Raw genomic sequence first — 12,863 nt, forward strand, 5'->3', positions numbered from 1 at the left:
GTTAACTTCGTCGTTCTGATTCCTTGTATAGGGCACAAAATCAGCAGCCATCCGACTGCTGATTGAGATGAAGCAACGTACTATGACATCATCCGGGTGGACCGGTGTTTATTTATTTCAACTTTTGCTTCTCAGCATCTTTGGGCTGCAGCAGCTGGTCAGCCGGTGTATCCGGGTTCATCCAGCTGTCAATCAAATCCCGGGCCTCCTGCACGTCTTCCATGTCAGGCTCATTGTAATAGACGCCGCCAATTTTCATGCCTTCCCCCATGATCGTATAGCTGGTCATATCCACTTTGCCCCCGGTTAGCATCTGCTTTGCCAGGTCAATAATGAACTTAGGCTGCATATCGGTCTGGAAATTATCTCCCATGATCTCAATCAGTTCAGGCACCTTGCCGATCTGATCAAGCTTCATCACCCGCTTGGCCGCAACGTCCAAAAACACTTGCTGTCTCTTCGCACGATTAAAGTCGCTATCCTCCCGATAACGGACATAATTCAAAGCTTCCTCGCCGTTATAAATCGGTTTGTTGGCTTCAATCGTGAATTTCTCATGGTCTCTGCCTTTATTGACGATATCCTTGCCGATCGGCAGCTCCACGCCCCCAATGGCGTCAACAACATCCTTCAAGCCCTGAAAATTAATGGAAGCATAATAATCAAGCTCTTCTTCGAAAAATGCCTCCATCGTATCTTTGGCCATTTGATGACCGCCAAATGCAAACGCGTGGTTAATCTTGTCTTTCTTGTCCTTACCGATAATATCGACATACGTGTCCCTTGGAACCGAAATTAAGAGCACTTTGGACTCCATGGGGCGTACAACCGCATAGATCAGCGTGTCCGAACGCGCAGGTTCATCCTCACGCTGGTCACTCCCGAGCAGCATAACCGAGAACGGCTCGCTCTGGAGCACGACAGGTTCGGGTGTCTTGTCGCTTTGGAGCGGTTTATACGATTTCTGCAATGATTCCTCTACATCCTTTGCCATGAACAGATCAAATGCTACAACCGCTAGCTGCGTTCTGAACAGAACCGCGGTTGAGCCAAGCAGTATGACCAAAGCGAGAGTAATATATATTGATTTCCTCTTCATGAGTTCAATTCCTTCTTTATTATAAAATAAATTAATGGATAAGTCAGATCGTTAAAGGTCCTTGCTTGCACCCCAAGCTACTTGGCTCACCCTCCTTCCTTATTAAACGGGAACTCCTCCCGTTGACTCACTTCATATCAGTAGGCCAGTTTCACACATCATCTATTGTAAACCAGATTATTGTCAAATGTGAACCCTTCACGAGCAGTTCTATAAATCTACCAAATCTTCATCGATCCGCTAAACAGGTCTCTTATCACGCGTAATAGCGGCTGAGATTCCCGAATATTGAAACCAGTCATCCAGCCGCTCTTTCCATGTTAACGTTTTAGCGAATCCGTAGTCAAACAGCTTGCGTGTCTCTTCAAATCTTGCTTCTTTGGACTCGGTACCCATGACTACGGCAACAAGCCGACTGCCTTGTTTCTCCGCGGTACCCGTGAAACAGTATCCTGCATTCACCGTGTACCCTGCCTTTAATCCATCGGTGCCTTCATAGGAATAAGGGCCCCCTAGCGATGGCAGCATCCAATTGGTGTTGCTTAAATATAAATTCCGTCCACTTATCTTCGTTTGAGTCTTGCTGGAGGTGCTTAGAATATCGGGGTGGCTTCGAATCAAATGCGCAGCCAGTTTGGCTGTATCCTCTGCGGTCATCACCGTTTCTTCATCCGTTGTCCAGACTTGATCGTTGGCTGTGTCTCGCTCGACTCCCGACGCGTTTACGAATCGTGTCGCGCTGGATAAACCAATCTCTTTGGCCTTGGCATTCATCTTCCGGACAAACGCTTCCTCGGAGCCCGCAAAATGCTCTGCAAGTGCTACGGCGGCATCATTCGCCGAATACACCGTTATGCTCTGGAACAATTCGCGCACCGTCAAAATTTCGCCCGATTTCAGGGCAATCTTAACCCCTCTGACGTCCGCTGCGAGATCGCTTATTATGACTTCATCGTCCCAGGTTCTCTTCCCGGTTTTGATATCATCCAGAATAACCAACTCGGTCATCAGCTTTGACATGCTTGCAGGCGGTAAGGGGATATCGCCATTTTTGCTAAGCAAAATACGCCCGGTGTTTAAATCCATTAAGACAACCGCTCGCGCGTCCACCTTCGGCTTAAACCCCGCTCGTTCTATATTTCCTATGACAACCGCCCCAATCGGGACGATCATTAACAACATCATGACCAACCAAAGCCACCGTTTTTTCATAGAATTAGCCCTCCATAGTTATAGACGGTTGAAAGGGGCATTTGGTCTGCTTTTTTTTTGAATTTATCGTATAGAAATTTTTGTAAAACAAAACGAATGTGCCCGGAAAACGAAAAAGACCTCCAACCGTCCGCAGACGATAGGAAGTCCTTCTATGAATGTGTAAATCTTCTAATCATCACGCTAATTGCTGTCAGAAAACCTAGATTTGAAGAGTCTTATTAAGCGTAGTGACAAGCAACAAAGTGATTATTGCCTACATCGCGGTATTCCGGCACTTGCTGTTTACACAGGTCTGAAGCCAGCGGACAGCGAGTATGGAACTTGCACCCGGATGGCGGGTTCGCCGGGCTTGGGATGTCGCCTTTCAGTACAATCCGATCGCGCTTCAGCGTTGGGTCCGGTACCGGCACGGCAGACAGCAATGCTTTCGTATAAGGATGCAGCGGGTTACGGAATAGCTCTTCCTTGCTTGCCAATTCTACCATCGATCCCAGATACATTACCCCAATTCGGTTGCACAAATGCTCTACAACACTGAGATCATGAGAAATGAACAAGTAAGTCAGCTGCTTCTCGCGCTGCAAATCACTCAGCAGGTTAATGATTTGCGCTTGAATCGATACGTCCAATGCAGATACCGGCTCATCCGCGACGATAAAGTCGGGGTTCAGAATCAATGCGCGGGCAATCCCGATCCGTTGACGCTGTCCACCGGAAAATTCATGCGGATACCGATCGTAATGATAGGCGGCAAGGCCGCAAATCTCCAGTGTTTCAATCACGCGGTCTTTCAATTCTCTACGATTAACTAACCCATGGTCAATGAGTGCTTCGCCGATGGCTTCGCCCACTTTGATTCTTGGGTTCAGTGAGCTGAATGGATCCTGGAACACGATCTGCATCTTCGGACGCAGGGCACGCATTTTCTCTTTGGATAATGTATGGATATCCTGACCATTAAAGATAACTTTACCTTCCGTTTTCTCCAACAAACGGAGAATGGTACGACCTATAGTACTTTTGCCGCAGCCGGATTCGCCTACAAGCCCAAAGGATTCCCCTTTATTGATGGTAAAGCTGACTCCGTCAACGGCTCTTACATTACCCACCGTCCGCTGTAATATGCCACCGGTGATGGGAAAGTATTTCTTCAAACCATCAATTTCAATCAATGCTTGACTCATTATGCTTTCCCCTCCTCTTCATACAACCAGCAGGCGACCTTGTGGCCGTTAGGATCCGTGCCGAGCGGAGGTGTCTTCTCTCTACAAATCTGCATGCACGATTCACAGCGATCATGGAAATGACAGTTGTCTCCAAGATCTACCGGATTGGGTACCTGTCCCGGAATCGAATACAGACGTTCTTGAGTCTGGTTAATGATGGGCTTAGCTTTCAAAAGTCCTTTGGTATATGGATGCTTCGGCTGCTTGAAGAGCTCAATGACCGGGGCTTCTTCAATGACTTTTCCTGCATACATAACAACAACATAATCCGCCATCTCCGCTACGACCCCCAGGTCATGCGTAATCAGCATAATGGATGTATTCAGCTTCCCCTTGATGTCGCGCATCAAATCCAAAATTTGGGCCTGAATCGTAACATCAAGTGCTGTTGTTGGCTCGTCAGCAATCAGAAGCTTGGGATTACAGCTGAGTGCGATCGCGATCATAATCCGTTGGCGCATACCGCCGCTGAGCTCATGCGGATAGGAGTCGAAAATCTTCTCCGCACGCGGTATTCCTACCAGATTAATGAGGTCGATGGCACGTTTTTTAGCTTCTTTACGGTCTACAAGCTGATGCAGCAGAATCGGCTCTACAATCTGTTCCCCGATCGTTAATACCGGGTTCAGTGAGGTCATGGGCTCCTGGAAGATCATGGCGATATCGTTACCACGGATCAAGCTCATCTCACGCTTGCTCATCTTCAGCAGGTCCTTGCCTTCATACAGAATTTCTCCTCCTACAGGAGGTGTATCAATTAAACGCATAAGTGACATGGCTGTCACGCTTTTACCACAGCCCGATTCACCGACCACGCACAGTGTTTCACCTTCACGGATTTTGAAGCTTACATCGTCGACGGCTTTTACGGTTCCTGCGGAGGTTTGAAAATGCGTTTTTAAATTGCGGAATTCAACTAATTCTTTTGCCATATTCGCATCTCCTACTTCTTCATTTTCGGGTCAAGTGCGTCGCGAAGCCCGTCACCGATCAAGTTGATCGCGACTACGGTAATCAGAATACACATGCCTGGCGGTATCCATAACCATGGTCTCTTCCGGAAATCAATCAAGTTGTTTGCCGCAGAAATCATATTTCCCCAGGATGGTGTTGGTGGAACTACCCCGATTCCTAGGAAACTCAGCGCCGATTCATACAGGATAGCCCCTGCTACACCAAGCGTTGCAGATACAATGATGATTGGAATCGTATTAGGAAGCAGATGGCGGAAGATTTTTCGGCGATCTTTAAGTCCCAAGGCTTCTGTTGCTTGCATAAACTCCTGTTCGCGAAGCGTTAAGATTTGACCACGTACGAGACGTGAAATACCGCTCCAACCCAATATACCGATGATGAGCATCAAGAAATAAATGCGGTCTGAAGGTTCTACCTTCAAGTCAGACAATACCGCACCCAAGATGATCAGAATCGGAAGGCTCGGCAAAGCCATGAATACGTCGGCAATACGCATAATCAATGTATCTACCCATCTGCGATAAAAACCGGCCAATGCGCCAAGCGTCGCTCCAATAATAACGGAAATACCTGTCGCTACTAGTCCTACTGTGAGGGAAATCCTGCCTGCAAGCATCATCCGCAGGAGAATATCGCGCCCCAGTTTATCCGTTCCTAACCAATATTTCGAGCTTGGAGGCAAATTCTTATCAGCCACACTGTAATCAAATAGGGAATAAGGTGAAAAGACCGGGCCAATAAAACATAGCAAAAACATAAATACAATTATGAAAAGTCCGATGACAGCAAGACGGTTTCTGGAAAAACGGCGAATGGCCATTCTCCATGGAGAATCCGGCTGCTTCTTCGATACTGGTAGATTCGTTTTTAATGGTGCAGCCTCTGCGGACAAATGAATCTCCTCCTACTTTAAGCGAATTCTTGGGTCAGCAGCGCCATACAGGACATCAGATAACAAGTTACCGAGCAATGTCAATACGGAGATGAATATCGTGAAGCCGAGCATAAACGGATAATCCCGCATACTGATCGATTCCAGATATACCTGACCAACCCCAGGCCAAATGAATATCTTTTCCAAGATGATGGCTCCACCAAATAAGCTTGGCAATTCGAAGCCCATCAAAGTGATCGCAGGAAGCATTGCATTACGCAAAGCATGTTTGAAAATAACCGTACGTTCTTTTAAGCCCTTTGCACGTGCTGTCCGGATGTAATCCTGGCGGATAACTTCCAGCATGCTTGTACGGAAATACCGCGTCAAGCTGCCCGTGCTGAGCATTGTAAGTACAGTTACTGGCAAGAACATATGCCATGCGATGTCAATCAGTTGCTGCCATGTGTTTCCATTCAAGCCTGATGTTTTCATACTACCAACCGGGAACCATCCTAAATCCAAGGCAAAAATCTTGATGAGAAGGAGTCCGATAAAGAAAGAAGGCAGTGACATACACAAAAAGATAAATAAGGTTACGATCTTATCAAACAATGAATACTGAAATTTAGCCGAGAATACCCCAGCAAAGATAGCGATTATCCAGCTTAATATCAACGAAAAAATAGCAATAAAAAAAGAGTTCCATACATAGTTACCCATAACGGTGGTAACCGGTTGTTTGTGCTGAAGGGAATCTCCGAGATTGCCCTTTAACATATTGCCAGCCCATGTAAAGTAACGCTCTACCGGCGGCTTATCCAAACCATAAATTTCCCGAAGCTGAGCTGCTTTCTCAGCAGTCATCGTCGGGTTATCCATTGCAGTGATATAATCACCTGGCACCATTGCTGATATTGCAAATATGAGAATCGAGATCCCGATCATTGTCGGGATAATCTGCAGCAGCCTCCGGATAATGTACTGCTTCATAATATTCCTCCCGGCTTATAAGTGGATATGCCCAGCTCTTGCGAGCTGAGCATATGTTTCCTGCTGTTATTGTTCAAGTTCGACTTTGTAAAGATCAATTACGAAGTCTTTATATGGAGTAATTTCCATACCATTAACTCGGCTGTTGATACCCCACATATCACGTCTTTGGTAAATCGGGAGATCCGGAACGTCTTGATTCAGCACTTGATATGCTTCTGCATATGCTGCTTTACGCTCTTCAAGATCGAAGGCTTTCAGACCTTTATCCATTGCTGCATCATAAGCAGGATTGGAGTATCCGATATCATTTTGCTGTCCATCCGTACGGTATACCGTGGATTCTGGATCCGGAGTCAAGCCCCATGCAGCAAAGAACATTTCGAAATCGCCTTTATCCTTCTTATCCATGATCGCATTGAAGTCTAATGTTTCTGCAACGATCTTAATGCCAAGCTCTTGGTAGTTCTGATTCATTACCGGAATCAAAGCATCTACAACCGGGTTATCAGCTGTTGCAGAGAAGTGAATCTCAAATTTCTGGCCGTCTTTTTCACGGATGCCATCAGCACCTGGAACCCAGCCTGCTTCATCAAGAAGCTGCTTCGCTTTCTCGATGTCGAATTCATGTGCGTCGATACCTTCAGTAGTGTATGCCCATGATACATTCGACTGTGGAATGTTGATTACGTTAGCATAAGGACCATAGATAATTTCAACGATTTCTGCACGGTTCAAACCGTATAATAATGCTTGACGAACTTTCGCATCTTGGAACTTAGGATTTTTATGGTTCATGGCAACATAACCGTACCCATTGGTTGGGAAGATGTTAATATCCAAGAAGCCCATGGATTTCAACTCTTCTACGGTATCTTCGTTAACGGTAACCATATCCATATCGATTTCACCGGATTGGAACATGGCCAATTTAGTTTCATCAGTAGTTGTTTTGTAAATTACGTTTTTGATTTTCGGAGCCCCCAGGAAGTAGTTCGGGTTAGCTTCCAATACAACCTCTTGACCAGGAGCGAAGCTCTTCAGTACATACTGACCGCTACCGATTGGTTTAGTATGCAGGTTCTTCATGTACTCCAGGTTGCCTTGTTTGTAATCTTTACCGTAGTATGCTTCTGGTACGAAAGAAATGTCTCCCAGAGAATCCTTCGTCATAGCGTTTGCTTCAGTTACTTCAATCTCAATGGTGTGGTCATCGATAACTTTAACACCAGAGATGTCCGTTGCTTTACCATCATGATACTCTTGACCACCTTTTACATGTGTCGAGAAGATATCAGATTGACCGTCATAGCTAGCATCATGAAGAACTTTCATTGCAAATGCATAATCTTTTACTGTTACAGGTGTGCCATCAGAATAAGTTACACCCTGTTTCAATTTAAACGTATACTTTAATTTATCCTCGGAAACTTCAACGCTTTCTGCCAAACGGTTCGAATACGTTCCATCACCGTTCAACGTGAAGAAAGAATCGAAAATTGCTTCTACAACATATTTATCATATGCTGTTTGCCAGAAGAACGGGTTGAAAACACCCTTTGGTGAAGTCATACCAACGATCAGTGTATCTTTACGATTTTTAGCAGCTGTTGGATTCTTAGATGGATCTGCTGCTTCGAAATAACCTTGGCTTTCATCTCCAGTTTCAGCAGGCGGTTCTGTAGTATCTTTGTCGCCTTCAGCTGGTGGTGTTTGTTCCGTTTGCTCCCCTTGACTTGGCTGTTCTGCTGTTTCTCCGCCTCCACATGCTGCCAATACCGTCATGGCCAAAAGCATGATTGCAAGCAGGAGTGACATTCTTTTCTTCATGCGAATCCTCCTCTTAAAAAATGTTGTTGCATTATAAATTATCAGGACGAATATGAAATCATCCTTAAATAATTTCGAACAGAATTCTTGTTCTCTAGGATGTCATTGCATGATGTGAAATAAATTGAAAGTTTTACAGAAAATATACCATTGGTCAATTAGTGCCAAAGTCTCTAGCAAAATCTTCTTGCCTATAAAATTAATGTTATGATACGTGTAAATTTAGGTAACGTCAATTACTTTTTTTCGTTTTTCTCAAAAATCATGTTTTTAACGTCATTTTCGAGGTTAATAATTAAGTTTATCTCCGTTGGATATCCTTAGTTTACTGAAAATGTATGTAATATCAAGATTTATTTACAATTTATAGCTATATTCGTTCATAGTTTTGCAGTGTTTATGTAATATTAAATCACATTTAATTCGGAGTTCAATTTTTTCTGTTAATTTTTTTGTCTGCCAGGTAATGTATATGTTATTTAATTTAACACAACTTGGGTTGGTCTACCCTGAATACAACTAGGAACCATTTTTATGTAATATATTATCCTTGCGATATGCTTCAATTCGTTATTAGATGACGCAGATTTATGGATCTACTTTTTCATAGTTTAGGCTCCTACAGCGTTAAAGCTTAAAAAAAGCAACCCTGGACTGTGATCCGGATTGCTTTTGCGTTAAATTCCATGTCAGATAAATCAACCTTGCTCTTTCATACTTGCGAACTATAGATTCTTTACCCAAGCGAGTTTTAAATCCATCTCTTCAATGCACTGCTGATGATCATGTGTATCATCAGCCACTAACGGCGTGACCGGATACATTCGCATCTCTCCGCGGTACGTATGAAGCAGCGGATGAACCGCATGTCTTCCTTGGATTTCCGGATCCAGCCACTTTGCCATATTTTCCTCAGACAAAATCGCCGGCATTCGGGTCTCGAACTCTCGAATCGCTTCATTGGCCTCTGTCATTAGAACCGTACATGTCCTCATTTCATTTCCTCTTGCATCTCGCCATGTCTCGTATAGACCGGCCATACCAAATATTTCATGATCTCCGATAACGGTCCGTACCGCATAACTCCGTTTGCCAACCGTTCTCCAGTAATATAAACCGTTACATGGGATCACACAACGTCTTGTGTCAATCGCTCTACGGTAAGTAGGATTTTGATCAACCGTAGTAATATCAGCATTGACCGCATCTTTCCCCCAATAGGGCACTAGCCCCCACCGATACTCGTCGAGCACCCGCTCTCCCTGTTCCTGTACAATGACCGGCATGGTTTGAGTAGGGCTAATGTTGTATCGGCTTTTGTAGTAATACATTACCCGATTGATGCCAAAGCGTTGATTCACTTCATCGATCCCTGCGGACAGCGAGAATCGTCTGCACATACAACTACCTCCTTTTTCCTTTATCGTTTGGATAATGGAGGTGGAATATGCATAATAAGACTAACAACATGGAGCTTCCACTACTTGTACGCTTGTATCTCTGGAGTGGACATCATAAAATTGAAAGATTTCTGCAATTTTTATGTAATCACATTATTAAATTTTCTTTAGCGCTCTGACGTAGCCATCTTCTTATATTCTGTTTGTATACGATAGACATCTTCTTCGATCAGGCAAGCTTGAGATCTGCCTATAATCCTCTCTTTGGTAAGGCACCATTTTGATGGTACTTTATTTTCAATTTTGTGATCATCCCAGCTCTCATTTAATGAGCCGATACGTACCTATATATAATAGAAGAAATTTTTTCGGATAGCTTCTTTTCGTCTTCATCATCGTATTTCTATACCTTACAAGAGGAACTCCAATATGTTTAAAATTGTATTGTTTACAATAGACACTGTCCGTTTGAAGCAGACATGATTTCAGGGCTTTAAAACTGGAAAGCTTTACACCAGGCTTGTGTTTGTCGGTAGCTACTTTTCCTTCTCGGTGTACACTCAGGGGAGACATGATTCTTCTGTGGAGACATTATATATCCCAACATTTGGATGATCACAAGTCATCTCGAAATGAATAATTTCCACATCAAGAGTATTGAGCTTTATACCTGTGAGGTACTCTTGGATTGTTACACTGGTAAGACTCTCGTCACTAAGAACTCATCCTAACATCCTACCCTCCCCGTAATCAGGCTAGACTCTTCCATAATAAAAAAGCGGTCCAGCCTACAATTAGGCTGGACCGCTCTGACACAAATGATTACTCAGTTGTGTATGGAAGCAATGCGATTTGACGGGAGCGTTTGATCGCAATCGTCAGGGCACGCTGATATTTAGCGCTAGTACCTGTTACACGACGAGGCAAGATTTTTCCGCGCTCGCTGATGAATTTCTTGAGCAGGTCTGTATCTTTATAGTCAATGTGAGTAATTTTGTTCACAGTGAAGAAACATACTTTACGACGCTTGTTGCGGCCGCCGCGGCGTGCCGGTCTTTTGTCGTTGTCTCCGCCTTCTCTTTGTTTAAAAGCCATGTGTTGTCAGTCCTTTCCGTATTAAAATGGCAAATCATCATCCGAAATATCGATCGGTTTTCCTTCATCGGAAAAAGGATCCTGATTGTTGTTTCGCGAGTAGTTATTGTTCCCACGGTTTCCGCCACTGCTATTGCTGTTGCTTCCTCCGCTAAACGATGATTCCTCACGATTTCCTCCGCCACCGCTTGTTTCACGGTTTGACTCCAAGAAGCGAACATTATCGGCAATGACTTCGGTGACGTATACACGCTTACCTTCGTTATTCTCGTAATTCCGCACTTGAATGCGCCCTTCTACAGCCGTCAGACGGCCTTTACGCAGATAGTTTGCACATGTCTCCGCAAGCTGTCTCCAGGTCACGACCGGAATGAAATCCGCTTCGCGCTCCCCGCCTTGTCCAGTAAACGGACGATCGACAGCAAGTGTAAATTGCGTTACAGCAACACCTGAAGGAGTATAGCGCAGCTCGGGATCCTTAGTCAGTCGGCCAATCAAAATGACACGGTTCAACAATCCAATCCCCTCCTTAGAACGAAATCAATTACAAAGTTTTTTTACGTATTAAGCAACGTCGTTCGTGATGAGATAACGAATAACTTCGTCAGAAATCTTCATGAGACGCTCAAGTTCAGCTACAACTTCAGGTGTTGCGTTGAAGTTTACCAGAACGTAGACGCCATCACGGAATTTCTTGATCTCATACGCAAGACGGCGTTTACCCATTACGTCATGCTTTGTAATTTCTCCGCCGTTGGAGATGATGCCTTGGAATTTATCGACTGCAGCTTGAACAGCTTCTTGTTCAATGTCAGGACGAATAATGTACATCACTTCATATTTGCGCATATGTTTCACCTCCTTATGGACTTCGGCCCTCAATCTCTGTTGAGAGCAAGGAGCGAGTCTAACTCGCACCATAATACTATATCAGAACGGGTGATCGGATGCAAGTTTCTTTTCGATGCTGAATATGCCCTCTTCCCTTTATTACCGCGCTTTTCTCACTTTCCCTGCGATGATTTGGTGTCCAATGGCGCATGATAATACATGCAGTCCATCCATCATAATGAGGAGGAATTCCACAATGGGAGAACAGTCCGAATTTCGTGCAGGTGACAAAGCTCCGAACAACGGCATTTATATGGAAGTTGGCGTCAGAGACCATATCATGGGCATCGAAAACCCGCGTCAAATTAAAATGAGCAAGGGTGATACCTTTCCTGAAACCCAAAATGACGATCGTGTATGGTTAAACAAGCGCCGAGTGCAGCCTAAGTAATCGCCTGAGTGATTAGCCCCAGGAGCTTTGTAGATCGTGACTACTGCATCCTATGCGAACGGTACGTAGTCAGGGTATTGCTTGAATAACCAACGACCAAGCCATGAATACTAAATGTTTAATATTGGGATTTTTTTACAGTTAAATTAGCATGTATACAAATGCACCTTTAGGCGCACATTATAATCAGGCGGTGCATGAGAGAGGTGTGGTTCCGTTGAACGTTGCAGCAGAACGACGCATGAGGTTTCTGATCGTCACACGGATTGCAAGCTGAGGAAATGAGCCGAATGCTTGACCTCTTGGACAAGTGAAGCTATTGACAAGGTTCGCAGAAGTGCTGATAAAATGATTCCAATTCACAAGCACCGCCTACCCAGAAAGAAGGGCCCAATCAGGCCCTTCTTTTTCGTTTAAATGCTCAGGACGAACTAATTTTGTTACAACGAAAAACACCCTCTGCAGGTCGTCTGCATCAGGGTGTTTTATTCAAAGGCGCTATACATCTTAACGCCTAACTTATGTATCTACATCGTTTATATCCATAACAGCGGAACTTTAACGATTGGTGGCGGAAAGGGTGGGATTCGAACCCACGCACGCCTTGCGACGCCTAGCTGATTTCGAGTCAGCCCCCTTGGGCCTCTTGGGTACCTTTCCACAGCAGAATTGATTATATCATGGAAACGTTATCTGGTCAATAGCTTGCCTTCAATCCCGCTATGTCGGGATTATTGGCTCCGTTAGCGCTCGATTTCCCTTCAAGCCTGCAAGATCTCTCCGATGTATCGGTATTCGTTAATAGAACGGATGATTCGTCTTGCATAACTTATAATCTCAAGCAACGTTCAACGACACGAGCCTTCCCGAATGG

12 protein-coding genes and 1 tRNA gene are annotated in these 12,863 nt (G+C 44.5%); 1 reads left to right on the forward strand and 12 read right to left on the reverse strand.

Annotated features, from left to right (window positions below):
• Positions 1 to 112 precede the first annotated feature (112 nt).
• From PAEVO_RS31080 to rpsF, 11 genes are all read right to left on the reverse strand, one after another.
• Positions 113 to 1,099 (reverse strand): LCP family protein, encoded by a 987-nt coding sequence (locus PAEVO_RS31080; protein WP_100541319.1) that lies wholly within the window; start codon positions 1,097 to 1,099, stop codon positions 113 to 115.
• Between the two features lie 240 nt (positions 1,100 to 1,339).
• A complete protein-coding gene (locus PAEVO_RS31085; protein ID WP_100541320.1) occupies positions 1,340 to 2,311 on the reverse strand; it encodes a D-alanyl-D-alanine carboxypeptidase family protein in 972 nt (323 codons plus the stop codon).
• 221 nt (positions 2,312 to 2,532) lie between these two features.
• A complete protein-coding gene (locus tag PAEVO_RS31090; protein ID WP_100541321.1) occupies positions 2,533 to 3,498 on the reverse strand; it encodes an ABC transporter ATP-binding protein in 966 nt (321 codons plus the stop codon).
• Positions 3,498 to 4,472: an ABC transporter ATP-binding protein gene (locus PAEVO_RS31095; protein ID WP_100541322.1), complete on the reverse strand. Its 975-nt coding sequence runs from the start codon at positions 4,470 to 4,472 to the stop codon at positions 3,498 to 3,500. The genes PAEVO_RS31090 and PAEVO_RS31095 overlap by 1 nt, the downstream gene beginning before the upstream one ends.
• An 11-nt stretch (positions 4,473 to 4,483) precedes the next feature.
• The gene (gene opp4C, locus PAEVO_RS31100) at positions 4,484 to 5,407 is read right to left on the reverse strand and encodes an oligopeptide ABC transporter permease (RefSeq protein WP_100541323.1); all 924 of its coding nucleotides are present in this window, start codon (positions 5,405 to 5,407) and stop codon (positions 4,484 to 4,486) included.
• 12 nt (positions 5,408 to 5,419) lie between these two features.
• Positions 5,420 to 6,382: an ABC transporter permease gene (locus PAEVO_RS31105; protein WP_100541324.1), complete on the reverse strand. Its 963-nt coding sequence runs from the start codon at positions 6,380 to 6,382 to the stop codon at positions 5,420 to 5,422.
• A gap of 66 nt (positions 6,383 to 6,448) precedes the next feature.
• Entirely contained in the window at positions 6,449 to 8,212 is a 1,764-nt protein-coding gene (locus PAEVO_RS31110; protein WP_100541325.1) for an ABC transporter substrate-binding protein, read from the reverse strand.
• 725 nt (positions 8,213 to 8,937) lie between these two features.
• The gene (locus tag PAEVO_RS31115; protein ID WP_100541326.1) at positions 8,938 to 9,612 is read right to left on the reverse strand and encodes an SOS response-associated peptidase; all 675 of its coding nucleotides are present in this window, start codon (positions 9,610 to 9,612) and stop codon (positions 8,938 to 8,940) included.
• An 822-nt stretch (positions 9,613 to 10,434) separates the two neighbouring features.
• Complete coding sequence (rpsR, locus tag PAEVO_RS31120; RefSeq protein WP_006207333.1) at positions 10,435 to 10,707, reverse strand: 30S ribosomal protein S18; 273 nt, start codon at positions 10,705 to 10,707, stop codon at positions 10,435 to 10,437.
• A gap of 21 nt (positions 10,708 to 10,728) precedes the next feature.
• The gene (gene ssb, locus PAEVO_RS31125; RefSeq protein WP_071219337.1) at positions 10,729 to 11,223 is read right to left on the reverse strand and encodes a single-stranded DNA-binding protein; all 495 of its coding nucleotides are present in this window, start codon (positions 11,221 to 11,223) and stop codon (positions 10,729 to 10,731) included.
• A 48-nt stretch (positions 11,224 to 11,271) separates the two neighbouring features.
• Positions 11,272 to 11,556 carry a 30S ribosomal protein S6 gene (gene rpsF, locus PAEVO_RS31130; protein ID WP_009591503.1) on the reverse strand — a complete coding sequence of 95 codons (285 nt, stop codon included), beginning with the start codon at positions 11,554 to 11,556 and terminating at the stop codon, positions 11,272 to 11,274.
• Positions 11,557 to 11,794: 238 nt separating this feature from the next.
• On the opposite strand from rpsF, the gene PAEVO_RS31135 reads away from it, so the two are divergent.
• Positions 11,795 to 11,989: a YjzC family protein gene (locus PAEVO_RS31135; protein ID WP_071219336.1), complete on the forward strand. Its 195-nt coding sequence runs from the start codon at positions 11,795 to 11,797 to the stop codon at positions 11,987 to 11,989.
• A 569-nt stretch (positions 11,990 to 12,558) separates the two neighbouring features.
• On the opposite strand, the gene PAEVO_RS31140 is transcribed toward PAEVO_RS31135, so the two are convergent.
• Positions 12,559 to 12,649: transfer RNA gene (locus tag PAEVO_RS31140), tRNA-Ser, on the reverse strand.
• Positions 12,650 to 12,863 lie beyond the last annotated feature (214 nt).

The organism is Paenibacillus sp. GM2FR, from assembly GCF_002803325.1.
GTDB classification, from domain to species: domain Bacteria; phylum Bacillota; class Bacilli; order Paenibacillales; family Paenibacillaceae; genus Paenibacillus_AQ; species Paenibacillus_AQ lautus.

Excerpts from the sequence above, each read along its gene's own strand:
- PAEVO_RS31080 (WP_100541319.1), bottom strand. The coding sequence starts at position 1,099 with ATGAAGAGGAAATCAATATATATTACTCTCGCTTTGGTCATACTGCTT.
- PAEVO_RS31090 (WP_100541321.1), bottom strand. The coding sequence starts at position 3,498 with ATGAGTCAAGCATTGATTGAAATTGATGGTTTGAAGAAATACTTTCCC.
- PAEVO_RS31095 (WP_100541322.1), bottom strand. The coding sequence starts at position 4,472 with ATGGCAAAAGAATTAGTTGAATTCCGCAATTTAAAAACGCATTTTCAA.
- PAEVO_RS31085 (WP_100541320.1), bottom strand. The coding sequence starts at position 2,311 with ATGAAAAAACGGTGGCTTTGGTTGGTCATGATGTTGTTAATGATCGTC.
- rpsF (WP_009591503.1), bottom strand. The coding sequence starts at position 11,556 with ATGCGCAAATATGAAGTGATGTACATTATTCGTCCTGACATTGAACAA.
- PAEVO_RS31135 (WP_071219336.1), top strand. The coding sequence starts at position 11,795 with ATGGGAGAACAGTCCGAATTTCGTGCAGGTGACAAAGCTCCGAACAAC.
- PAEVO_RS31115 (WP_100541326.1), bottom strand. The coding sequence starts at position 9,612 with ATGTGCAGACGATTCTCGCTGTCCGCAGGGATCGATGAAGTGAATCAA.
- PAEVO_RS31110 (WP_100541325.1), bottom strand. The coding sequence starts at position 8,212 with ATGAAGAAAAGAATGTCACTCCTGCTTGCAATCATGCTTTTGGCCATG.
- rpsR (WP_006207333.1), bottom strand. The coding sequence starts at position 10,707 with ATGGCTTTTAAACAAAGAGAAGGCGGAGACAACGACAAAAGACCGGCA.
- PAEVO_RS31105 (WP_100541324.1), bottom strand. The coding sequence starts at position 6,382 with ATGAAGCAGTACATTATCCGGAGGCTGCTGCAGATTATCCCGACAATG.